Raw genomic sequence first — 22673 nt, 5'->3', positions numbered from 1 at the left:
AGCGTATCCCCCGGTGGGGACAGGAGAACATGATGCCAACACGCACGATGCGGGCGATCCGGCTGCATGAGCACGGCGGCCCCGAGGTGCTGCGCGACGACGAGGTGCCGATTCCCGAGCCGGGGCCGGGCGAGGTGCTGGTGCGCGTCCACGCGGTCGGCGTCAACCCTCCGGACTGGTACCTGCGCGACGGGCTGACCAACCTGCCCCCGGAGACACGGCCGAAGTTCGACCTGCCCGTGATCCCGGGGACGGACATCTCGGGTGTCGTCGAGGCCGTCGCCGCGGATGTGGAGGGCCTGTCCGTCGGCGACGAGGTCTTCGGCCTCCTCCGCTTCCCCAGCTTCGACGGCAGCGCGTACGCCGAGTACGTGGCCGCGCCCGCGTCGGACCTCGCACGCAAACCGGCCGGGATCGATCACGTACATGCCGCCGGGGCGCCCATGGCCGGGCTGACGGCGTGGCAGTTCCTGATCGAGGTCGGCCACGATCACCCCTCGCCGTTCCAGGAGGCACGGCATCGCCCGGTGGCACTCGGCGCCGACACGACGGTGCTCATCAACGGCGCCGCGGGCGGCGTGGGGCACTTCGCGCTACAGCTGGCGAAGAGGCAGGGCGCACAGGTCATCGCGGTGGCATCGGGCACGCATGAGCCGTTCCTGCGCGAGCTGGGCGCCGATCGGTTCATCGACTACACCAAGAGCCGTCCCGAGGAACTGGTGCACGACGTCGACCTCGTGCTCGACGCCGTCGGTGGTCGCGACGGCAGTCGCTTCCTGCGCACGCTCAAGCGCGGCGGTGCCCTGTTCCCGGTGTTCTTCGGCGAATACGACGACGAGGAGACCGCGAAGCTGGGCGTCACGGTCTCGGGCACCCAGGTCCGCTCGAACGGCGCGCAGCTCGCCGAGCTGGGACGCCTGCTCGACGCGGGCACGGTGCGCGTCGCGATCGACAGCACGTACCCGCTCGCGGAGGCCCGGGCGGCGCACGAACGCGCCGCCGAGGGGCACATCCAGGGCAAGATCGTGCTCACGGTCGAATAAGTGGTCGTGAGGGGTCAATGCATGTAGCGGCTTACGGTCTCCGGATGGATGACGAGACGAAGCTGGTCCGCGGCCAGGATCCCGGCGAGGTCGTCGGCGCGGGCCGGGTCGTCGAGGTCCCAGTAGCGCGCGGCCAGGCGGGTACACAAGTCGTGTGCTCCGTCGGGTTACACCGTGGTGTGGCCCGCGACCACTGCCTCCCCGACGGCCGAGCGGCGCGACTGATCGCCGAGTTACGTGTCGGCTTGGTGCACCCCGGCCCGCTCCAGGGCCGCACGCGCCATGCGGCGGGCCGTGGCGACCGGGTCGGGGACGGCCGACAGGCCGTACAGCACGGTGGCGCCCTCGTGCAGCAGGAGCAGTTCGTCGGCGAGGGCGTCGGGCTCGGGGACCCGCGCGTCCTCGGCCAGGCCCCGCAGATAGTCCCGTAGCCACCGCTTCTGGTCGCTGATCGCCCGCCGGGCCGGATGGTCCGCGTCCGGCAGCTCGGCGGCGGCGTTGACGAAGCCGCAGCCGCGCGGATTCTCGCGGCGCATCCAGACGCCGAGGGCGTCGAAGGTGGCGAGGATGCGGTGCGGCGGGTCCTGCCGCGGGGCCGCGTCGACCTCGGCGGTCAGCCAGACCCGCCACCGCTCGTCACGCTCGCGCAAGTACGCGGCGACCAGCGTTTCCTTGCTGCCGAAGCGTTCGTACAGCGTCTTCTTGGTGACCCCGGCGTGCCGGGCGATCAGGTCCACCCCGACCGCGTTGATCCCCTGCCCGTAGAACAGCTCGGCGGCGGCGTCGAGGACGCGGCGGGCTGCGGGGGTGAGCGTTTCCATGGGCGTGATCCCTCCCGACGTGCGACTTGACGGGTATACCGATCTGTTTAGTCTAGGGGAGAGCGAGCTAAACAGACCGGTATACCTACCTGCCCGGGGAGGCTCTTCATGCCCATCACCGCGATCACGTCCGTCGGCCTCGTCGTGATGTGGAGTTCCGGCTTCATCGGCGCCGAACTCGGCACCCGGGAGGCCCCCGCCGACACGCTGCTGATGTGGCGCTTCCTCGCGGCGGCGGTTGTGCTGGGCGGCGGCTGGCTGCTCTTCCGGCGACGACGGCTCGGTCTGCGCGCGGTCGCCGAGCAGACCGCCATCGGCGCGCTGTCGCAGGGCGGCTACCTGGGCGGAATCGTGTGGGCGGTCGGCCTCGGCGTACCGTCCGGGACGGCCGCCCTGATCGCCGCCCTCCAGCCGCTGGCCGCGGGCGCCCTGGCCGGGCGGCTGCTCGGGGAGACGGTGAGTCGGCGGCAGTGGGCGGGGCTCGCGATCGGGCTGGGCGGGGTCGCCCTCGTCGTACAGGGCGACCTGTACGGGACGTCGGCCGTGACGCCGTGGGCGTACGGGCTCCCCTTCGCGGCGATGGCGGCGCTGCTGGTGGCCAGCTTCCTGGAGCGGCGGGCGCGGGCGCCGCTCGCGCCGGTCGACGCGATACCGCTGCACTGCGGCGTCAGCGCGGTGCTCTTCGCGGGGGTCGCGCTCGTCGGCGGGCACGCGGCGCCGCCGTCGGGCGGCGGGTTCTGGTTCGCGGTGGCGTGGACCGTCGCGCTCTCCACGGTGGGCGGCTACGGCTTCTACTGGCTGAGCGTGCGGCACGCCGGGGTGACCCGTACGTCCGCGCTGATCTACCTGACGCCGCCGACGACATCGGTGTGGGCGTATCTGATGTTCGGCGAGGCACCGGGGGTGCTGGCGCTGGTGGGGATGGCGGTGTGCGTGCTGGGTGTCGCGGCGGCCAACCGCCGTCCCGGGCGGTCGGCGCGGGACGCCGGGGTCACCGGGCAGCCTGCCGGGGCACCGGCCCGGCGCGAGGAATCCGTGCCGGCACGCCCATGAGGCTCACGCGCGGGGCCGTTGCCCCGCACCGCCGCAACGGCGGGTCAGTTCCCCAGATGGCGGCCTACGGCCGATTCCGCTTCGTGCACCGCGTGGCGCAGGCTCGACAGGACCGTGCGAACCAGCGGATGGTCGTCTCCGGAGGCGCGCACCGTGGCCCGGATCGTGCGCCGGTAGGTGGGCTCGGGAGCAAGCAGGGTGACGTCGGGGGCGCGGTCGTACCACAGGAGGTCGGGGAGGAAGGCCACGGCGTGGCCTTGGGCCGCCAGACGGGCGTGGACCAGCATGTCGGCGGACTCGAAGGCGACATCGGGCTCGAAACCGGCCGCGTGACAGACGGAGACGGTCCACTGTCTGGCCGGGGTGCCGACGGGTTCCATGGCCCAGGGGTGGTGGGCCAGTTCGGGCAGCGCGCGCACGGCGGTGTCACGGACCGCCGGCCGCATCGCGTCCTCGCCCAGCGCGTGGTGGCTCAGTTCGGTGGTCCGGGGCGGGCGGGCGTGGCCGGGAAAGGTCTCGTCGATGACGAGGTCGACATCGCGGGCGAGCAGGGCGGGCAGCGCGGTGTCCGGTTCGGCCTGGGTGGCTTCGACGCGTACGTTCGGGTGCCTTTCTCGCAGCCAGGTCAAGGCGGCGGGCACGAGGGTGAGCATCGCGGTCTGGAAGGCGGCCACCCGCAGGGTGCCGGTCAACTCGTGCAGGGAGGCGGCGATCTCCGTCTGCGCCCGGTCGAGCTGCCGCAGCACCAGTTCGGCGTGGGCGACCAGGATCTCGGCCTGAGGCGTGAGCCGCACCCGGCGGCCGTCCCGCTCCAACAGGGGCGCGCCGACTTCGGACTCCAGCAGGGTCAGCTGCTGGGAGACGGCGGACGGGCTGTACGACATGGCCGCGGCGACGGCGGCCAGGGTGCCCCGGTGCTTCAGCTCCCGCAGCACCTCCAGTCGGCGCAGGTTGTACATGCCCCGCCCACCCCTCCATTCATCGATTTTTGTGACCGATCATCTCCAGAAACATTCACTTTACTGAACGTCGATGGCTTGGGAGCGTGTCGGCATGGACATCGAAGCGCTCCGACGGGACACCCCGGGTACCGCGAACCGGATTCACCTCAACAACGCGGGGGCCGGTCTGCTGTCCCGTCGGACTATTGAGGCAGTGACCGGCCATCTGGAGCTGGAGGCCGCCATCGGCGGCTATGAGGCCGCGGCCCGGGAGCGGGAGCGGATCGACGCCACCTACGGGCACATCGCCCGGCTCGTCGGCGGCCGCCCCGACGAGGTCGCGCTGTTCGACAATTCCACCCGCGCCTGGAACGCCGCGTTCTACGGCATGACGTTCAAGCCTGGCGACCGCATCCTGACCGGCCGGGCCGAGTACGGCAGCAACGTCCTCGCCTACTTGCAGATCGCCCGGCGCACCGGGGTCGAGGTCGTCGTCGTCCCGAACGACGCGTCCGGACAGCTCGACACCGCCGCCCTGGCGGACCTGATCGACGAACGGACCAGGCTGGTCGGCGTCAGCCACGTCCCCACCAGCGGCGGTCTGGTCAACCCGGCGGCCGAGATCGGCCGCATCACGCGGGCCGCGGGCGTGCCCTTCCTGCTCGACGCCACCCAGTCCGTCGGCCAGTTCCCGGTCGACGTCACGGACATCGGCTGCGACATGCTCACCGCCACCGGCCGCAAGTTCCTGCGCGGTCCGCGCGGAACCGGCTTCCTGTGGGTGCGCCCCGAAGCGCTGGACTACCTGGAGCCGCACGTCACCGATGTCGCCGCGGCCGTCTGGGACGGTAAGCGCGGCTTCACCTGGCACGACGGCGCCCGGCGCTTCGAAGCCTGGGAGACCGCCTACGCCAATGTGCTCGGCCTGAGCGACGCCGTCCAGCAGGCTCTGGAGACCGGTATGGACCACATCGGACGACGCGCCGTCGAGCTCGGCACCTACCTGCGCGACCGCTTGGCCGCCGTGCCCGGCGTCACCACCTACGACCTCGGGCGGCAGCGGTGTGCGATCGTCACCGCCAAGGTCGACGCCCTGTCCACCGCTGACGCCGCCGCGGCGCTCGCCGCGCACGGCATCAACGTCAGCACCACCGACCCGGCGCAAACCCAGTTCGACACCGAGGAGCGGGGAGTCCACCCGCTGGTGCGGCTCTCGCCCCACTACTACAACACCGAGGACGAACTCGACCGCGCCGTCGAGGTCTTCGCCGAACTGGCGGCAGCACGCTGACAGCCTGCCGGCCCACGGCCCGGTCGGCCCCCGCCGGGGTCAGCAGCACTGCCAGGTGAACACCGCCTGCTCGAACCGCCCCGCGGCCAGGTCCTCGGGGCGGATCAGCCAGTACAGCGCGCCGCAGTCGCCCCACATCACGTCCGCGTCCTCGTCGGAGTCGAACTGGGCCAGCAGCACCCAGCGCCGCGCCTCCTCCGCGAGCCGCGGGTCCTCCCACGACACGCCGTGCCCGCCCAGCGCGCCGTGCGCCACCACGACCTCCACGGCGCCCTGCACCGACTGCGGATGGCCGCCGATCTGATGCGCGGTGCCGCTCTGGTGGTCCCACAGGGCCCGCTCGAACGCGTCCGGGAGTTCCATCCCGCCCAGCGCGGGCGAGTCGGTGTCGGGCGCGCTCGGCCCGACCCGCACGGTCAGGGGCACCGCCGGGTACGGGGTGATCCCGGCGGGGGCGGGCCGCTCGGGCGCGTCGGCGGAGGAGGACGGCAGGTGGAGCACCCGGGCTCCGGCCCAGGTGTCGGGGTCGGCGGTGTCGACCAGGGCGTCGTCGTCCTCGTCGCCGTAGTAGAAGAAGGCCAGCCGCCCGTCGACCGGCAACGGTACGTCCAACTCCCCCGCGGGCAGCGCCCCGCAGTCGACCACCCCCACGAACCCCAGTGGCCCGTGCCCCTCCCACACGGGCCACGCCACGTCGTGGGGCAGCCGCGGCAACCCCCCGAACTGTCCGACGACTTGCTCGCCGTCCCCCGCCTTCCGCAGATGCGCGGCGGGCCGCAGCAGCCCGATCCACCGATCGGCGAGGTCGACGGGCAGGTGGGCGCGGGCGAGATCGTGCAGGGCGTGCGTCATGCGCCCCATCATCACCCCGGCTCCTGACTCAAGATGAGCCCAGGAGCCCGAGGTGATCATCGTGGAACGTCGGCGTGTGCTCCTGGGCCCCGTCACCGACCATGTCACGCCAGTGCTTTTCAGCGGAGTGGATGAGGTCGTCGCCGAGGCGTTCGAGAAATCGGCCTGCCAGGGCCAGCCGGGCTCCGGCAGCGGTCTGGGCTCCGAAGACTTCGGCGCCGCGCAGCGCGGTGGCGGCGAGCCGCTGGTTGGCGGCGGCGCTGGCCACGACGGTCCGCAAGCCCGCGTTGTCGTCGAACAGGCCCGCTACCTGCGCCAGCAATTGGACCTCTTCAACGAGGAAGGCGTGGACACCGCCTTCTGGTTCACCTTCGCCGGCTACACATGTCCCGCACCACGAGGACCCGCGCTTCGACCTCGACATGGCCTCCTACGGAGTGTGCAAGGTCATGCCCGACGGCAGCCTGGCGCCGAAGCGTTCCTTCCACGCCATGGCTGAGGCATACCGAACAGCAACGTCAGCGTTGCCTCTCCAAGATGAGGCCAGCCTTGGCCATTGACGACATGCGATTCGGGCTGCAGCGGGAGCCGCGGAAGGACGGGCCTTGCGCTGGGCCGGGACCGCCGGGGTGCCTTGGTCGCCGTCGAGCGGCTGGCAGCGGACGGTGAGGTCCATCGCGGAGAACGCGCCGTCGTGGACGCGGCGCCGGGCTCAGGTCGAACGCAGGCAGAAGGGGTGTCCGGCGGGGCTGGCGTAGGTCCGGCTGCCGGTGTGGGTTTCCAGGGTGACGTCGTCGGCGGGCCGCAGTCGGGTGGCGCCGGCCTCGGTGGCCGTGCGGTCGGCGGCCGCGAGGTCGTCGACGCCGAAGTCGAGGTGCATCTGCTGGGAGGCGCCGTCCGGCCAGCTCGGGGCGACATGTCCGTGCGCCGACTGGACGACGATCACCGGGAGGCCGGGAACCTGGATGAAGTGGTGGGTCGGTGTGCGGGTGGTCGAGCCGTCGAGTAACCGGCGCCAGAAGGCGCTCTCCGCCTCGACATCGGCGGCGTCGATGATCACGGAAGCCAGGGTGATCGGCATGAGGATGTCCTGTCCTTGTCGTCGGTCGATGCCTCAGACGGTCGGGATGATGCCGCCGTCGACGCGGAACTGCGCTCCGGTGAGCCACTTCGCGCGGCCGGAGGCGAGGAAGGCGATCATCTCGGCGATGTCCTCGGGGTCGCCGGGGCGGCCCATGGGGACCTTCAGGTGATCCACGAGCTGCCGCGTGATCTCGTCGGTGGTGACGCCCTGCTGGTCGGCCATGTGCTGGAGGTGGGCGGTTGCGCCGTCGGTGACGATGAAGCCGGGCAGGACGCACACCACGCGCACCCCGTGCTCGCCGACCTCGGTGGCCAGTTCGCGGCTGTAGGTGTTGAGCGCCGCCTTGGCGGCGGCGTAGGACGCCTCCGTGCGCTGGGGCAGTTGGCTGGCGATCGACGAGACATGCACGACGACGCCGGAGCCCCGCTCGACCATCCCCGGCACCAGGGCCCGGTCCAGGCGCACCGCGCTCAGGAGGTTCATCTCCAGATCCGCCGCCCAGGACTCGTCCGACCGGCTCAGGGTCGGCGCCGGGGCGCTTGCCGCGCCCGCGTTGTTCACGAGCACGTCCACTCCGCCCACCCGGTCGATGACCTGGCGGCCGAGTTCCGCCACGCCCTCCCGCGTCGAGAGGTCCGCCGCGATGAACGTGGCGCCGGTGTCCTCCTTGGGTCGGCTGCGGGAGGCCGTCAGCACGGTCGCGCCCGCGGCGGCGAAGCGGCGGACGGTCGCCTCACCCAGGCCGCGGCTGCCGCCGGTGACCAGCACCCGAAGACCGTCCAGCCCCTCGTCCGTGATGGGCATGAGAATCCCCCTCGCTAAGATGAACCCGACTCCGGAAACCATACACAACCGGAATCGGACTCACCTTAGGGAGGTTTCCTTGGCGGCATCACGCCCGCTGCGCGCCGACGCGCGACGCAACCGCGACGCCCTGCTGTCCGCGGCCCGCCAGGCGTTCCTCGGCGGCGACACCGAGGCGCACGTGGAAGACATCGCCCGCAGCGCCGGAGTCGCCGTCGGAACGCTCTACCGCCACTTCGAGACCCGCGAGGCCCTTGTCGAGGAGGTCTATCGCAAGGAGGTCGACGACCTGTGCGCCGCGCCCGCCGAGCTCCTGAGCCAGCACGCCCCGGACGAGGCCCTGCGGCGCTTCCTGCTGCTGCTCGTGGACCACGCGGCCGTGGGGAAGGGGATGTCGGTCGCCCTGGAGAGCATCATGGCGACGGACTCGCCGGTCTTCGACGACGCACGCACCCGCATTGCGAGCGCGCTCACCCGACTCCTCGACGCGAGCAGCGCGGTCGGCGCCGTCCGCGACGACGTCACCGGCGCCACCCTGCTGCGCGCCCTGGGCGGTATCTGCGCGATGCGCGCCACGGAGGGCTGGCTGGTCGAGGCCCGACAGATCATCGCCCTCCTCTTCGACGGCCTGCGCCACGGCGCACCACGGGCGATCTGAGCCGGAGGCCCCGCACCCGGCATCCGCACCAGGTCAAGGAACCGTAAAGCGGGGACGTTCGTTACCCCGGACATGACCGCTATGACACCCGGCTCGAACCTCCCCCTCTCCGTCGCGCGCGTGGCGGTGGACGTCACCGCGCCCGTGCGGCTCGACGTGTCGGGCCTGCTGCTCACCGCCAACGGCAAGGTGCGCTCGGACGACGACTTCGTCTTCTACAACCAGCCCAACGGCCCCGGCGTGACCCACCGTGCCGGGGCGGGTGGCGGGGCCGACACGATCACCGTCGACACCGCCGCCGTTCCCCCCGACATCGACAAGATCGTGGTGACCGCCAGCCTGGACACCCCCGGCGCGACCTTCGCGGGCACCGAGCCGACCGCCACCGTGCGCGGGGCGGAGGACGGCGCCGTGATCGCCACGTTCACCCCGCCGCGGCTGGGGGCGGAGACCGCGCTGGTGACCGTGGAGGTGTACCGGCGCGGCGGCGGCTGGAAGGTGCGGGCGGTCGGGCAGGGCTATGCGAACGGCCTGGCGGGCATCGCGACGGACTTCGGCGTGACGGTGGAGGAGCCCGCCCCCGCGGCTCCGGCGGCCGCACCGGCCGCCCCCGCCGCGCCCCCGGTCACCCAGGCGCCCCCGCCCACCGGCGCCCCGGCCGCCGCGGTGCCCCCGCCGCCCATGCCCACGGCTCCGCCTTCCGCCGGGAAGATCAACCTGGACAAGGGCCGGGTGAGCCTCCAGAAGAACCAGACCGTTTCCCTGGTCAAGGGCGGCCGCCCGGTGCTCACCTCGGTGAAGATGGGCCTCGGCTGGGAGCCCGCCTTCCGCGGTGCGGACATCGACCTCGACGCCTCCGTGATCGCCTTCGGCGTGGACCGCAAGAAGATCGACGTGTGCTTCTTCGGCAAGCTGGCGATCCTGAACGGCGCCATCCAGCACTCCGGTGACAACCTCACCGGCGAGGGCGGCGGCGACGACGAGTCGATCACCGTCCACCTGGGCGGCCTGCCCCCTGAGGTCACGGGCCTGGTCTTCACGGTGAACTCCTTCTCCGGCCAGAAGTTCACGGACGTGGCCAAGGCGTACTGCCGCTTGGTCGACGCCCAGACGAACGAGGAGCTGGTCCGCTTCGACATCACGCATGCGGAGCCGCGGACGGGCGTGATGATGGCCAAGCTGATCCGCCAGTTCTCGGGCGAGTGGGAGATGACGGCGATGGGCGAGTACGTGGACTCGCGCACGGTGCGGGGGATGGCGAAGCCCGCGGGCAAGGCCCTGTAGAGGTACGCCCCGGCGTCGTACCTGCCCTGCCCCGCCCTGGCTATTGCGCCGGGCCCCGCGCCCAAGCGGCCGGGGCCCGGCGGGGCCGCCTTTCCCCCACCCCGCCCCTTCCCGAAACCGTGGGACACCCCCGGCCCCCGGGCCGCCGGGCTCGGCACCGCGTTAGGCCGAGCCCGAACGGGCAGCCGGGCGGGCCGAGGACACGGCCCCGCCCGCGGCCGAGGACGGTGCCCCGAGGGCTGGCCACGCCCGCGGGCACGGGCGCACGCCGAGACGGCCGCCCCCGGCCCCGTCGGTGGTCGCCGCTGCCGCGAGGGGAGACCACCGACGGGGCCGACGCCGTCGGTGTGTCAGCAGTGGGGGCCGGTTCGGCCGAGGGTCTGCACCGGGAGCGCGGCGGGGCGGGTCCACTGCGGTACGGGACGGCTGGTCGGCCCCCACGTGGCGTTCCCGTCCGCGTCCGTGCGCCAGGACCAGCAGGCGCCGCGTCCCTCGGGCCAGCCCTCGGGGTTGTCCTCCCACGCCTCGCCGCGCCCGTAGGGCGTCATGTCGAGCAGGCCCATGGACCCGTTGACCCGCTCGTTGCCGCGGCCCGTCGTGGAGTAGGTGAGGAACGCGCGGTCGCCGTCGCGCAGGAAGCTGGTGAGGTACCCCATGTCGCCGCCGACCGGCTCGTCCAGGTCCCGCACCGAGTACCAGGGCTCGGTGTAGCCCATGAAGTCGACGTAGGCGGCCACCTCGTCCCACCGGCCCGTGGTCAGGACGGCGTACGAGACGCCGCGGGCGTTCAGGTAGACGGCGTCGTCCAGGTGCCAGGCCGTGGTGGTGCAGCCCTCGCACTGCCCCTGGTGCGGCGCGCCGTCGTACCACATGTGCTTGTAGACCACGAGCTCGTCGCGGCCCTGGAACAGGTCCAGGAACGGGACCGGCCCGTCGGGTCCGACGACCTCGACCGTCCCGTCGAACTCCACCATCGGCAGCCGTCGGCGGGCCGCGGCGATCGCGTCGCCCTCGCGGGTGTGGGCCTTCTCGCGGACCAGCAGCTCGTCACGGGCCGCCTGCCAGGTGGCCAGGTCGACGACGGGCGGGCGGCCCGGCAGCGCGGCGGTCGGGTCGTCCGGTGTGGTCGTCATGGTGTCCTCCGTGGTGTGTCGTCATCGGGGGCGCCGTTCACGTTCTATGACGCTCACCGGTGCAGACTCCCGACCCGGCCGGAACTCATCGCGGCACGGTCCGCGACACCCGCAGCTCCGTGAGATACCGCTTGGTGACCCGGCCCCCGTACCGCTTGTCGACCAGTTGGGCGACGCACCCCAGCAGTCCCTCCCTGGCCGTCGGCGGCAGCGCCCGGTGGCCGGAGTAGGTCCGCAGGACCTCCAGGTACGCCTCCGTGGTGTACGTCAGATCCCACTCGTAGCGCCGGAAGACGACCGGGCCGAACCGGCCGCTGCGGGCGACCTCGTCCGCGTGATCCGAGGTGTCGACGTCCTGCGCGGCAGGAGGCCGCAGCCCCGGCGGGGTGGCCGGATCGAAGCGCTCGTAGCAGCCCTGGACCTCGACGAAGAACTCTTCGCTGCCGCCCGCCACATGCTGCGTGGCGACCACGGCGAGGGCGCCGCCGGGCCGCAGCGCGTCGGCGGCCTTCGCCATCCGCACCGCCGGATCGATCCAGTGGAACGCCGTGGCCGAGACGACCGCGTCGAACGGCTCCTCCGGCAGTGGCCAGGTCTCGAAGTCCGCCGTCACGATCTCCACCGCTTCGTACCCGGCCAGGTTGCGCCGGGCGACGGCGGCCATGTCCGTGCCCAGCTCGACGGCGGTGATCCGGCAACCGCGCGCGGCGAGCGGCACGGTCGCCTTGCCGGTGCCCGCGCCCACCTCGAGGACCCGGCAGCCGGTGCCGGTACCGGCCAGCTCGGCGAGGTCGTCGAACAGCTCCGGCGGATATCCGGGCCTGGCCCGGTCGTACAGCTCCGCGTCCTCGTCGAAGGTCCGGCTCAGGTGGACACGGCGCGTTTCGTCAGGCGTGTCGTCGCGCATGGCAGAACGTTAGGCCCGTTCGGCCCGGCTGGCCGGAAAAATCGAGGGCGGTGGGCGGGGGCTCCGGCGTACGGTCCCGGCCATGAGCGATGACGACGAGGACGGGCACTTCGGAGAGCGCGTCGCCGCGACGTACGACGCGTCGGCGGCGGAGATGTTCGAGCCGGACACCGTGGGCCCGGTGGTCGATCTGCTGGCGGGGCTCGCCGGAGACGGGCGGGCGCTGGAGCTGGGCGTCGGCACGGGACGCATCGCGCTGCCGCTCGCGGAGCGCGGGGTTCCGGTGCACGGGATCGACATGTCGCGGGCGATGGTGGCCCGGCTGCGCGACAAGCCGGGAGGGGACGCGATCGGGGTGACGATCGGCGACTTCGCCACCGCGCGGGCCGACGGCACGTTCTCCGTGGCGTATCTGGTCTTCAACACGATCATGAATCTGACGACTCAGGAAGCCCAGGTGGCCTGCTTCCGCAATGTCGCGGAACACCTGGCGCCCGGCGGCTGCTTCGTCATCGAGGTCGCGATCCCCGAGCTGCGGAAGCTGCCCCCGGGGCAGCACATCGTGCCGTTCCATGTGGGCGCCACGCGCTGGGGGTTCGACACGTACGACGTCGCGACCCAGTCGATGAGTTCGCACCACCTGAAGATCGCGGAGGACGGCCGGGCCACCTACACACCGATCCCCTTCCGGTACGTATGGCCAGCGGAGCTGGACCTGATGGCCCAGCTCGCCGGGATGCGGCTGCGCGACCGGTGGGAGGGGTGGGGGCGGGAGCCGTTCACCAACGACAGCGCCCAGCACGTGTCGGTGTGGGAGAAGGTCTGAAGTCGGCGTCCCTCAGAGCCGGTCCGACGTGCCGTATGCCTCGCGCCAGGCGGCGGGAGGCATTCCGGCCTGGCGGCGGAAGAACGTGGTGAAGTTGCCGACGTCCGCGAAGCCGAGGCGTCGGGCGCAGCCGCTGACCGGCAGGTCGGTGTGGGCGAGCAGTCTCTTGGCTTCGAGCAGGATGCGCTGGTCGAGGAATGCCTTGGCGCCGGTGCCGGTGGCGGCGCGGGTGGCGCGGGTGAGGGTGCGTACGTCGTAGCCCAGGGCCCGCGCGTGGTCGGCGACCTGGTGCCGGTCGGCGAAGTGCTCCTCTACGGCGGCCCGGTAGGCGCGGAAGACCTCGGTGGGTCGGCCACCGGAGGCCGGTGGGATGGTCGTGGCCGATGGGGCGGGGAGGGCGCGCAGGATCAGGGCCGCCAGCAGGTGGGAGAGGAGCGCGGGGGACGCCAGGCGGGGCGTGCGCACCGCCGTGCCGTGCTCGCGGCCGAGATGGTCGGCCGCGAGCAGGGCGAGGGACAGGCGCTGCGGGTCCAGTTGCCAGCAGGCCGGTGTGGTGGTCTCCGGCGCGGTGACGCCGGTGGTGACCGTGGTGAGGAAGCCGGGCTGGAAGAGGATCAGGGGGCCGTCGCAGGCGTCGATGTCGCTCCAGCGGTGGACCATGCCAGGCCGGATCCATACGGCGCTGCCTTCCTCCAGCCGGTAGTCCTGGAAGTCCGCTTCGTGGGCGCCGGTTCCGGAGGCGACGAGCGCGAAGACGTGGAAGTCGGGGCGTTGCGGCCGGGTGCGACGGTGGTGGGGGTCCATCGCGCGCAGCGCGGCGAAATCGAGCACCTCCACCCCGTACACCGCTCCGACAGCGGGGAGGTAGCACAGTTGCCGGACGGCGTGGTGTCCGTTTTCCACAACAGTCAGGGGCCTTTCCATGAAGGGGTGAGCACGCTCTTGTCTACCTTCGGGCACGACGGAAAGGCGTGATGATGACGGAAATGACAAGGCCGGTTCCAGTGGCGGGCGGGTCCCTCGACGTGCACGTGGGCGGCCGCACCGGGCCGACGCTGGTGTTCGTCCACTACTGGGGCGGCTCCGCCGGCACCTGGGGCGATGTGATCGGCCAGCTGCCGCCCGGGCAGGCGACGGTACGGTTCGACCAGCGCGGCTGGGGCACCTCGCGGGCGCTGCCCGGGCCGTACCACCTCGACCGGCTCGCCGACGATCTCGTCCGGGTGGTCGAGGGGTGCGTATCGGGGCCGTTCGTCCTCGTCGGCCATTCGATGGGCGGCAAGGTGAGCCAGCTCGTCGCGGCCCGCCGACCGGCCGGGCTGGTCGGCCTGGTGCTCGTCGCGCCCGCCCCGCCCCGGCCGCCCGAGACGGTGACCGAGGAGTACCGGCAGGGGCTGTCGCACGCGTACGACTCGCCCGAGACGGTGCGGCACGCCCTCGACCACGTCCTGACCGCCACGCCGCTGCCCGAGCGGGCGCGGGCCGCCGCGGTGGGCGACAGCCTCGCCGCCGGTACCGCGGCGGCCCGGCACGAGTGGCCCCTGCGCGGCATCGCGCAGGACATCACGCGCGCCGCACGGGACATCGAGGTCCCGGTGCTGGTGCTGGCCGGGGAACGCGACGCGGTCGAGCCGCCGCACGTCCTGCGCGACCACCTGCTGCCGCACATCCCGCACGCGGCGCTGACGACCGTCCCCGGCGCCGGGCACCTGCTGCCCGTGGAAGATCCCGCCGCCGTCGCGACGGCCCTCGAAGGCTTCCTCACACCGCGGTGAGGGGCGTCAGGCCCGCCACCCCGGCGAGGCGGCGGTAGGAGTCGAGCAGGGCGTCCTGGTCGTAGGTGCTGGTGGTGACCAGCACCTCGTCCGCGCCGCTGCGCCCGATCAGCTCGTCGAGGGCGGCGGCCACCTCGTCCTCCGTGCCGTACAGCTGGCCGCGCAGCCCCTCCTCGTAGAAGCCGCGCTCCTTGTCGGACATGTCGAGGGCGGCGATCTCCTCCGGCGGGGTGAGCGGGGGGAAGCTGCCGTGGGTGCGGGAGTGGGCCATGGCCCAGGCTTCGGGGACGAGGAGGCGGCGGGCCTCCTCCGCCGTGTCGGCGACGGCCACGTTGCCCGAGACGACGACGTACGGGACGGACGACCACGCCGAGGGCCGGAAGGCCGACCGGTAGCGGTCGATCGCGCGCAGCATGCGGTCCCGGCCGCGGAGGTCGCCGATGACCAGCCCCAGTCCCGCCTCGGCCGCCACCTCGGCGCCCGCGCCCGTCGCCAGGACGAAGGCGGGCAGGGTCAGGCCCTCCGCCGGATGGGCGTGGACCTGGGGGTACGCGCGCTGCTCACCGGTGAACCAGCCCAGCAGCTCGGCCAGTTGCGCGCCGAAGTCCCCCGCGGCGTCCTTCTCGGCGCCCAGGGCGCGGCGGATGCCGTCGGTGAAGCCGACCGAGCGGCCGAGCCCCATGTCGATGCGGCCCGGGAAGAGGGAGGCCAGCACCCCGAACTGCTCGGCCACCACCAGCGGCCGGTGGTTCGGCAGCATCACGCCGCCAGTGCCCACCCGGATGCGGTCCGTCGCCGCCGCGACAGCGGCGGCCAGCACGGTGGGCGCCGATCCGGCGACGCCGGGCACGCTGTGGTGCTCCGAGACCCAGAACCGCCGATAGCCCAGAGCCTCGGCCTGCCGCGCGAAGCGCACCGTGTCGCGCAGCGCCTGCGACCGCTCCCGCCCCTGCCGGGTGCGGGAGCGGTCCAGGATGGAGAAGGGCGTGGTGTGCAGACGTGAGGTCACCCTCGTATCAGCGCACCACGGGCCGGGAGGATTCCCCCGGCCATGAAGCCGCTCAGCGCTGACGGCGCCAGGGGCCGGTGATCGCCAGCATGATGCCGGGCTCCTGGATGTTGGCGTACAGGGTCGCCCCGTCGGGCGAGAAGACCACGCCGGTGAACTCGCTGAACTCCGGCTCCTCCGCCGTGCCGATGTTCAGATCGTTGCGCGCGATCGGGTACGTACGGCCGTCGTCCGTCGCCCCGAACAGGTGCTGGATGCCCTCGCCGTCCTCGGCGATCACCAGGCCGCCGTACGGCGAGACGGTGATGTTGTCCGGGCCGTCGAACGCGCCGTCCTTCGACGGGTCCGGGTTGACGCCCAGCAGCACTTTGAGGGTGAGGGTGCGGCGCTTGGGGTCGTAGAACCAGACCTGGCCGTCGTGCTGGACCGGGCTCTCCTCACGGGCGTACGAGGAGACGATGTACGCGCCCCCGTCGGCCCACCACATGCCCTCAAGCTTGCGCGCCCGCGTGATCTGGCCTTCCCCGAACTGCTTGCGGACGGGCACGGACTTCGCGTCGCGGTCCAGCACCGGCTCCCAGTCCACGCCGTAGACCGTGCCGGTCTTGGTGGCGCGGGACAGGTCGTCCACGAACTTGCCGCCGGAGTCGTAGCACTTGGGCGCCTGGAGCACGCCCGCGTCGTCCTTGAGCGTGCGGAGCTGGCCGCGGCCGTGCTCGAAGCCGTGCGGCGGGACCCAGCGGTAGAGGAGACCGTTCGGGCCCGAGGCGTCCTCGGTGAGGTAGAGGTGACCGCGCTTGGGGTCGACGACGACGGCCTCGTGCGCGTACCGGCCCAGCGCCTTGATCGGCTTGGGGTTGCGGTTGGCCTTGCGGTCCTGCGGGTCGACCTCGAACACGTAGCCGTGATCCTTGGTCATGCCGTTCTGACCGGCCTTGTCCTCGTTCTCCTCGCAGGTCAGCCAGGTGCCCCACGGGGTGCGCCCGCCCGCGCAGTTGGTCGAGGTGCCCGCGATGCCGACCCACTCGGTGACGTGGTCGCCGTGCTTGGCGACCTCGACCACGGTGCAGCCGCCGGACGCCGCCGGGTCGTAGACCAGGCCGTCGATCAGCGGAACCGGGTGCGGCCAGTCCGCGCGGGGGCCCTTCAGCTCGTGGTTGTTGACGAGCAGCGTCGTGCCGCGGGGGCCCTCGAAGGTGGCGGTGCCGTCGTGGTTGGACGGGGTGGACTCGCCGGATTCGAGCTTCGTCTCACCGGTGCGGGTGATGATCTTGTACGTGAAGCCCTTGGGCAGGGCGAGGATGCCCTTGGGGTCGGCGACGAGCGGGCCGTAACCGAGGCCCGCGGCGCTCTGCTCTCCGGCGGTGCCGGTGGCTTCCGTCGCTTCCGTCGCCAGCGCGCCGGGCGCGGTGCCGAGCACACCGGCGCTGCCGACGACGGCGAACCCGGCCCCGGTGTACGCGGAGCGCTTCGCGAAGTCTCTTCGGGTGAGGGGCATCTTCTCTTCTCCTGAGCGGCGAGGGCCTGAGGGCCTGGCGGAGGACGCCATGCGGGAACTGCGCTGGGGACTGCGCGCATAGATTTTCGCCCCAGACCGAACAGCAGTTGAACGGAATGAGACATCGACGGACCAAAGGGGCCCGTCGATGTCTCACTGTTCGTCGCCGCTGACCGCCGCTGACCGCCAGCAGAAGCGTTCTACGCCTTGGACCGCGCCTTGAAGGCCGCCTTCCGGGCCTCCTTCGCCGCCTTCTTGTCCGGGTGCAGCCGCCCCATCGCCTCCAGCACGTCGGCCGTCGCCGGGTGGTCCACCCGCCAGGCCGACTCGAAGAAGCCGCCGGACTGGTCGACCAGCCCGCGCACCAGGTCGCGCAACTCCTCGGAGTCGTCCTCCGTGGCGAGCTGCGCGGCGAGGGTGTCCACCGTCAGCCAGAAGACCATGCTCTCCGACGGCTCCGGAACGTCCTTGGCGCCGTGCTCGGCCAGCCAGACGCGGGCCAGTCCGCCGAGGTGACGGTCGTCCAGCACCTCCCGCAGGGCGGGCTCGGCCGCGCCGCCGACCAGCGACAGCGTCTGCTGGCAGGTGAGGCGGCGCAGCGGGCCGCCCTCGTCGTCACCGCGGGCGGCGGCCAGCAGCTCGCGGGCGGCCTCCTCGGGCGTACGGCGGCCCAGCCACAGCTCGGCCTCGGCATGGGCGGCGGGCTCGGGGTGGCCGGGGAGGGTGTCCAGCAGGACGTCCGCGCCCTTGTCGGCCAGGTCCCCGACGACCGGGGCGTCCACGCCCGCGTCGAGCATGCGGGAGCGGATGGCGTAGACGCCGAGGGGGGTGAGGCGGACCATGCCGTAGCGGGTGACGTCCTCCTCCTCGTCCTGCTCCGCCGCCTGCTCCCGCGCCGCGTCGGACTCGTGGAGGCGGACCTCGCCGTCGACCTCCTCGATCAGCGCCTCGTCCACCGGCTGGTAGTCGATCAGACCAGTCGGGGCGAGCAGCCGGAACTGGTCGTCCAGCCGCACCATCGCCTCCGACACCTCTTCGAGGATGTCGTCGGTGGGCTCGTCCATGTCGTCGGGGACGACCATGGAGGCGACGAGCGCGGGCAGCGGCACCGAGCCGACGGCCGCCTCCTCGTCCATGGCGGTGAGCAGGTAGAGGTTGCCGAGGATCCCGTCCAGGAACTCGGCCTCCTCCTCGGGGTTCCAGTCGATCGAGTCGAGGTCGATCTCGCCGCCCTCGCTGATCTGGTCCACGATGTCGCCGAGGTCGGGCGCGGCGGCGTCGGCGAGGACGGTCTCGAAGCCGTCGAGCCAGATGTCGAGGACGTCCTGCGGGCTGCCGCCGGTGATCAGCTGGAGCTCTTCGCCGCTGGTCGCGGTGGCGGCGGGCTCGCGCGCGCCGTCGTCCGCGGCGTCTGCACCGTCCGCCTCGTCCGCCTCGTCCGCGGAATCCTGGAGGTCGTCGTCGGACTCCTGGATCGCGACCAGCCCGGTGTCGACGGCCAGCTGCCACGCCTGGGCGACGTGCTCGGCCCCGTCCTCGTCCGCCGCGAGGCCCAGCAGCTCGACCGCCTCCCGCAGGTCTTCGGCCGACAGCACGCCCCCTGCCGCCACCGGCTTTCCGGGCTCGGCCCAGCGGGCGAGCCGTACCGCGCGGGCGAGGAGCGGCGCGGCGAGCGCGTCCCGGGCGAGTTCCGCGTCGCTGCGGAGCCGCACGGGCGGCATGGTGGGGCGGTCTCCTGGCATAAGCGGACGTCTCCTCGGCGGATGGTCGTACGTGGGGCACGGGGCGCGCGGCCCGGCCCCCCAGCGTAGACGGAACGCGGGGGCAGTTTCGTCCCGATGTGGCCGCCCGCCGCGTTCACGTGGCTGTTCATTCCGTCGCCCGGGTCCGTACACCTGATCGCCCTTGACAACTGTCGTGCGGAGACCGGAGATTGACGCGCGTAGAGGCCACTTGTCCCTCTTTTCACTCCGCACCGGAGGCCACCATCATGTCCCCAAGCGCCCGGCGCGCATCCGTCGCCGTCACCGTCACCGCCGTCGCGGCAGGGCTGCTCGTCGGCCCGTCGTCCGCGTCCGCCTCAGCCGACGCGTCCGCCGACGCGGTCCGCGTCCACGACATCCAGGGCAGCGCCCGGATATCCCCGCTGGCCGGGAAGCAGGTGACCGACGTCCCCGGCACGGTCACGGCGGTGCGCTCCTTCGGGTCGTCGCGCGGCTTCTGGATCCAGGACCCCCGGCCGGACGCCGACCAGGCCACCAGCGAGGCGATCTTCGTCTTCACCGGCTCCACCACGCCGTCCGTCGCGGCCGGGGACGCGGTCCTGGTCAGCGGGACGGTGAGCGAGTACTACCCGGGCGGGGCGGCCGCCGGTCTCCAGTCGCTGACCGAGATCTCCAAGGCCACGTGGACCGTCCAGTCGCAGGGCAACGACCTGCCCGCCGCCTACCGGCTGAACCCCTCCACCGTCCCCGACCGGTACGCCCCCACCGGCGACCTGGAGGGCCAGGCGCTGCGTCCGCGTTCGTACGCCCTCGACCGGTACGAGTCGCTGGAGGGCATGCGGGTCTCGGTCGCGGACGCGCCCGTGGTCGGCGCGACGAACACGTACAAGGAGCTGTGGGTCACCGCCGAACCGCGCCACAAGCGCACCGCGCGCGGCGGCGCCCTCTACGACACGTACCGCGACCCGAACGCCGGGCGGCTCAAGGTCACCTCCCTCCTCCCCTACGCCGAGCACCCGTTCCCGGTGGCCGATGTCGGCGACCAGCTGGCCGGGACGACCGCCGGGCCGCTGGACTACGACAACTTCGGCGGCTACACGATCGCGGCCAGCGCCCTCGGGACACTGGACGACCGCGGGCTGACGCGGGAGCGCACGCGCAAGCCGAAGTCCGGCGAGCTGTCGGTCGCGACCTACAACGTCGAGAACCTGTCCCCCAAGACGGCCCAGTCGAAGTTCGACCGACTCGCCTCCGGCCTGGTCGACAACCTCGCCTCGCCCGACATCGTCGCCCTGGAGGAGGTCCAGGACGACAACGGCGCGACGAACGACGGCGTCGTGAGCGCCGAGGCCACCCTCAAGAAGCTGACGGACGCGATCGCGGCGGCCGGTGGCCCGGCGTACGAGTGGCGGCAGATCAACCCGTCCGACGACCAGGACGGCGGTGAGCCGGGCGGCAACATCCGGGTCGCCTTCCTCTACAACCCGAAGCGGGTCTCCTTCACCGACATCCCGGGCGGGGACGCGACGACGCCGGTGAAGGTCGTGAAGGACGGCGGCAAGGCCGCCCTGTCCGCCTCCCCGGGCCGCATCGAGCCGGGCAGCGCGGTGTGGAAGGACAGCCGCAAGCCGCTGGTCGGGCAGTTCGCCTTCCGGGGACGCCCGGTGTTCGTGGTCGCGAACCACTTCAACTCCAAGGGCGGCGACCAGGGCCTCGACGCCCGCGTCCAGCCGCCCGTGCGGCCCTCGGAGACCCAGCGCACGGGGCAGGCCACGGCCGTCAACGCCTTCGTGAAGTCCCTGCTGGCCGCCGACCCGAAGGCGGCGGTGGTCGTCGCGGGCGACCTCAACGACTACCAGTTCTCCCCCGCCCTGTCGGCCCTGACCAAGGGCGGCGTCCTGACGGACCTGGTGACCCGGCTGCCGCGCGACGAGCGGTACGGGTACGTCTACAACGGCAACTCCCAAGTGCTGGACCACATCCTGACCAGCCGTGCCCTGCGCGGCCCGGACTACGACATCGTCCACCTCAACGCCGAGTTCGCCGACCAGTCCAGCGACCACGACCCCCAGATCGTCCGCCTCCGCCCCTGACCCCGGGCCCCAGCTGCCGAGGACGAGGGTGCCGCCTTTGCCCCATCAGGCGGCACCCTCCGAGGCGCCCTCGTCCCCGCGATGGAGCGTTCTCTGTCGCGCGTCATCGTGCGTCACGCAGCTGGAGAATGTACGTCGCGGTCAGCGCGACGGCACGGTCTTCGTCGTGTGACAGCTCCACGAGGGCACGTGATGCCGCGATTCCCGGGATGTCCGCGAGCGCCTGTGTCAGCCGTCGGCGTGCGGACGATCCAACGGGGGCATGGGCGAGGCAGCCGACGAGCCCCGTGGCGATCCGGTCCGCCGACGCGGGATCGCTCGCCAGCGCGCTCAGCGCGTCGGCCGCGTCGACGTCGTTCCGTTCCTCGACGATCATGTCGATGAGCGTCGGGACCGCGTCGGCTCCTCCCCGCGCCCCGAGCGCCAGAGCCGCGTACCCGCGGACCACGATGTCCGGGTGTGTGAGGGCGTCCCGCAGCAGTGCGGTCGCCTCACCATGCGGAATCTCGGCGATGGATTGGACGGCACGTTTCCGCACCTCGGCCGCGGGTGAGGCGAGGCCCTCCGCCAGCAGTGCCGGCCCGTCCTCGCCCGATTGCGCCAGGGCCCACCGAAGGGCTCCGGCGACGTTCGGGTCCGGCTCGCTCAGCACGGCCTCGACCAGTGCTTCCACCGGCACGGGAACGTCCTCGACCGCGGACAGGGCCGCGCGCTGCCGCGCCCCCGCGCTCTTCGACCCCAATTCCCGGAGGAGCACGACGATCTGAAGGACATCCTCCCAGCCTTCGGGTTCCGCGGCACCGATCCGACGGAGTCGCGTGAGCAGCTCCGTCTCCGCCGCGATGCGGTCCCGCGTCCGGCGGATGAGGTCGTCGACGAGCTCCGCTGGCGCGAAGCCGGGGTCGTCGAGCGTGCGCCTGACGTCGCGCAGCGACAGCCCCAATGACCGCAGGCTCTCGATGTGGAAGATTCGCCGGACTGTCTCGCCGGAGTACTCGCGATAGCCGGAGTCGGTACGGCCCGTCGGCCGCACCAGGCCGAGCGATTCGTAATGCCTGAGCATGCGGGCGCTGACCCCGGACCGTCGCGCGACATCACCGATCAACACTGCCTGCCGCCCCCTCCTGGCGGGCCACGCCGAGGGCTACGACGCGCTTCGCCTCCTCGATCGCGAACTCGAATCCGGCATCCGGGTCGCGCCACAGCCGTTCCGTGGCGATCGCGTGGGCGCGCACGCGGGGGTCGGGATCCGTCGTCGCGGGGCCCAGCGCCGGCAGCATCGCCTCCCCGAGCGCGATCAGCGCCCGGCTGAGGCTCAGCTGCGTCTCGCGTTCGCCGCGCCCGAGCTGTGTCGCCAGGCTCAAGGCCAACGCGTGCTCCTCACCTTCGGGCACGAGCACGACCGCCGCCCGCCAGGCGCTCCGGGCCACCTCGTCGTCGGCGTCGGACAGCAGCGCCGGTGTGATCTCCGGCCACGCCTGCCGATCCCCGATCTTGGACAGCGTGTGCAACGCCTGGCTCCGTGCCTGCGCACGCTCCGAGCGGACCTCGCCGCACAGCACCGGGACCGTCATCGGCGCCGGGTGACGGGTGAGTGCCCACGTCAGCATTTCGCGCACGGAGAAGTCGGGTTCGATCGCGCAACGCTCGATGAGCTTGCCGATGAATCGCGGGTCCGGGGTCGTGCCGATCGCCAGCGCCGCCCGGAGCCGGATCGACGAGTCGTTGTTCTCCAGCGCCTGCGTGGTGTTCGCGTCCTCTTTCGGCATGGCCCACAGTGAAGACCTTGTCACTGTGTCAAGGTCAAGCGGAGCCATCACCCCGTAGTGACACTACACAGCCAGCCAAAGCAGATTTAAGTAGACCTACAACACCCT

General features: G+C 72.3%; 23 protein-coding genes. 8 read left to right on the top strand and 15 right to left on the bottom strand.

All coding sequences use genetic code 11. The features are described 5' to 3' along the window. Positions 1–32 precede the first annotated feature (32 nt). Positions 33–1043 carry an NADP-dependent oxidoreductase gene (locus ACH4TL_RS30650; RefSeq protein WP_398323363.1) on the top strand — a complete coding sequence of 337 codons (1011 nt, stop codon included), beginning with the start codon at positions 33–35 and terminating at the stop codon, positions 1041–1043. Positions 1044–1057: 14 nt separating this feature from the next. Here the strand turns inward: ACH4TL_RS30650 and ACH4TL_RS30645 are convergent, their stop codons facing one another. Continuing rightward, complete coding sequence (locus ACH4TL_RS30645) at positions 1058–1192, bottom strand: hypothetical protein (protein WP_398323075.1); 135 nt, start codon at positions 1190–1192, stop codon at positions 1058–1060. Positions 1193–1276: 84 nt separating this feature from the next. After that, entirely contained in the window at positions 1277–1864 is a 588-nt protein-coding gene (locus tag ACH4TL_RS30640) for a TetR/AcrR family transcriptional regulator (protein WP_398323073.1), read from the bottom strand. A gap of 108 nt (positions 1865–1972) precedes the next feature. Here ACH4TL_RS30640 and ACH4TL_RS30635 point away from each other — a divergent pair, with 108 nt between their 5' ends. Beyond that, the gene (locus ACH4TL_RS30635) at positions 1973–2917 is read left to right on the top strand and encodes a DMT family transporter (RefSeq protein WP_398323071.1); all 945 of its coding nucleotides are present in this window, start codon (positions 1973–1975) and stop codon (positions 2915–2917) included. Positions 2918–2961: 44 nt separating this feature from the next. On the opposite strand, the gene ACH4TL_RS30630 is transcribed toward ACH4TL_RS30635, so the two are convergent. Then, positions 2962–3876: a LysR family transcriptional regulator gene (locus ACH4TL_RS30630; protein WP_398323069.1), complete on the bottom strand. Its 915-nt coding sequence runs from the start codon at positions 3874–3876 to the stop codon at positions 2962–2964. A gap of 94 nt (positions 3877–3970) precedes the next feature. On the opposite strand from ACH4TL_RS30630, the gene ACH4TL_RS30625 reads away from it, so the two are divergent. Beyond that, positions 3971–5149 (top strand): aminotransferase class V-fold PLP-dependent enzyme, encoded by a 1179-nt coding sequence (locus ACH4TL_RS30625; RefSeq protein WP_398323067.1) that lies wholly within the window; start codon positions 3971–3973, stop codon positions 5147–5149. Positions 5150–5188: 39 nt separating this feature from the next. Here the strand turns inward: ACH4TL_RS30625 and ACH4TL_RS30620 are convergent, their stop codons facing one another. The 4 genes from ACH4TL_RS30620 to ACH4TL_RS30605 form a co-directional block, all read right to left on the bottom strand. Further along, positions 5189–6001 carry a YwqG family protein gene (locus tag ACH4TL_RS30620; protein ID WP_398323065.1) on the bottom strand — a complete coding sequence of 271 codons (813 nt, stop codon included), beginning with the start codon at positions 5999–6001 and terminating at the stop codon, positions 5189–5191. Positions 6002–6029: 28 nt separating this feature from the next. Continuing rightward, on the bottom strand, positions 6030–6323 hold the full coding sequence (locus tag ACH4TL_RS30615; protein WP_398323063.1) for a hypothetical protein: 294 nt from the start codon (positions 6321–6323) through the stop codon (positions 6030–6032). A gap of 390 nt (positions 6324–6713) precedes the next feature. After that, positions 6714–7082, bottom strand: a complete 369-nt coding sequence (locus ACH4TL_RS30610; protein ID WP_398323061.1) for a VOC family protein — start codon at positions 7080–7082, stop codon at positions 6714–6716. Positions 7083–7115: 33 nt separating this feature from the next. Further along, positions 7116–7889 (bottom strand): oxidoreductase, encoded by a 774-nt coding sequence (locus ACH4TL_RS30605; protein WP_398323059.1) that lies wholly within the window; start codon positions 7887–7889, stop codon positions 7116–7118. A gap of 79 nt (positions 7890–7968) precedes the next feature. Between ACH4TL_RS30605 and ACH4TL_RS30600 the strand changes: the two genes are divergently transcribed. Beyond that, positions 7969–8547: a TetR/AcrR family transcriptional regulator gene (locus ACH4TL_RS30600; protein WP_398323057.1), complete on the top strand. Its 579-nt coding sequence runs from the start codon at positions 7969–7971 to the stop codon at positions 8545–8547. A gap of 81 nt (positions 8548–8628) precedes the next feature. After that, entirely contained in the window at positions 8629–9831 is a 1203-nt protein-coding gene (locus ACH4TL_RS30595; protein ID WP_398323361.1) for a TerD family protein, read from the top strand. 350 nt (positions 9832–10181) lie between these two features. On the opposite strand, the gene ACH4TL_RS30590 is transcribed toward ACH4TL_RS30595, so the two are convergent. Further along, positions 10182–10964 carry a DUF899 family protein gene (locus ACH4TL_RS30590; RefSeq protein ID WP_398323055.1) on the bottom strand — a complete coding sequence of 261 codons (783 nt, stop codon included), beginning with the start codon at positions 10962–10964 and terminating at the stop codon, positions 10182–10184. An 85-nt stretch (positions 10965–11049) separates the two neighbouring features. Further along, a complete protein-coding gene (locus ACH4TL_RS30585; RefSeq protein WP_398323052.1) occupies positions 11050–11871 on the bottom strand; it encodes a class I SAM-dependent methyltransferase in 822 nt (273 codons plus the stop codon). Positions 11872–11953: 82 nt separating this feature from the next. Between ACH4TL_RS30585 and ACH4TL_RS30580 the strand changes: the two genes are divergently transcribed. Then, positions 11954–12697, top strand: coding sequence for a class I SAM-dependent DNA methyltransferase (locus tag ACH4TL_RS30580; RefSeq protein WP_398323050.1), 744 nt, complete (start codon positions 11954–11956; stop codon positions 12695–12697). 12 nt (positions 12698–12709) lie between these two features. Here the strand turns inward: ACH4TL_RS30580 and ACH4TL_RS30575 are convergent, their stop codons facing one another. Beyond that, complete coding sequence (locus tag ACH4TL_RS30575) at positions 12710–13600, bottom strand: AraC family transcriptional regulator (RefSeq protein ID WP_398323048.1); 891 nt, start codon at positions 13598–13600, stop codon at positions 12710–12712. Between the two features lie 83 nt (positions 13601–13683). Between ACH4TL_RS30575 and ACH4TL_RS30570 the strand changes: the two genes are divergently transcribed. Then, entirely contained in the window at positions 13684–14472 is a 789-nt protein-coding gene (locus ACH4TL_RS30570) for an alpha/beta fold hydrolase (RefSeq protein WP_398323046.1), read from the top strand. Here the strand turns inward: ACH4TL_RS30570 and ACH4TL_RS30565 are convergent. The 3 genes from ACH4TL_RS30565 to ACH4TL_RS30555 all read right to left on the bottom strand — a co-directional run bounded on the left by ACH4TL_RS30565 (position 14459) and on the right by ACH4TL_RS30555 (position 18721). Beyond that, positions 14459–15481 carry an MsnO8 family LLM class oxidoreductase gene (locus tag ACH4TL_RS30565; RefSeq protein ID WP_398323044.1) on the bottom strand — a complete coding sequence of 341 codons (1023 nt, stop codon included), beginning with the start codon at positions 15479–15481 and terminating at the stop codon, positions 14459–14461. The genes ACH4TL_RS30570 and ACH4TL_RS30565 overlap by 14 nt on opposite strands. 52 nt (positions 15482–15533) lie before the next feature. Further along, positions 15534–16979: an alkaline phosphatase PhoX gene (locus ACH4TL_RS30560; RefSeq protein WP_398323042.1), complete on the bottom strand. Its 1446-nt coding sequence runs from the start codon at positions 16977–16979 to the stop codon at positions 15534–15536. Positions 16980–17179: 200 nt separating this feature from the next. After that, positions 17180–18721 (bottom strand): hypothetical protein, encoded by a 1542-nt coding sequence (locus tag ACH4TL_RS30555; RefSeq protein WP_398323040.1) that lies wholly within the window; start codon positions 18719–18721, stop codon positions 17180–17182. Between the two features lie 248 nt (positions 18722–18969). Between ACH4TL_RS30555 and ACH4TL_RS30550 the strand changes: the two genes are divergently transcribed. Continuing rightward, entirely contained in the window at positions 18970–20796 is a 1827-nt protein-coding gene (locus tag ACH4TL_RS30550) for an endonuclease/exonuclease/phosphatase family protein (protein WP_398323038.1), read from the top strand. Positions 20797–20899: 103 nt separating this feature from the next. Here the strand turns inward: ACH4TL_RS30550 and ACH4TL_RS30545 are convergent, their stop codons facing one another. Together ACH4TL_RS30545 and ACH4TL_RS30540 are read right to left on the bottom strand one after the other, a co-directional pair. Next, a complete protein-coding gene (locus ACH4TL_RS30545; RefSeq protein ID WP_398323036.1) occupies positions 20900–21904 on the bottom strand; it encodes a HEAT repeat domain-containing protein in 1005 nt (334 codons plus the stop codon). Then, positions 21891–22565 carry a HEAT repeat domain-containing protein gene (locus ACH4TL_RS30540; protein WP_398323034.1) on the bottom strand — a complete coding sequence of 225 codons (675 nt, stop codon included), beginning with the start codon at positions 22563–22565 and terminating at the stop codon, positions 21891–21893. The genes ACH4TL_RS30545 and ACH4TL_RS30540 overlap by 14 nt, the downstream gene beginning before the upstream one ends. Positions 22566–22673: the final 108 nt, after the last annotated feature.

Source organism: Streptomyces sp. NPDC021115 (genome assembly GCF_044333065.1).
Lineage (GTDB): Bacteria > Actinomycetota > Actinomycetes > Streptomycetales > Streptomycetaceae > Streptomyces.
Note: the sequence above shows the minus strand (reverse complement) of the source record. Positions and strands in the feature narration are given on the sequence as shown.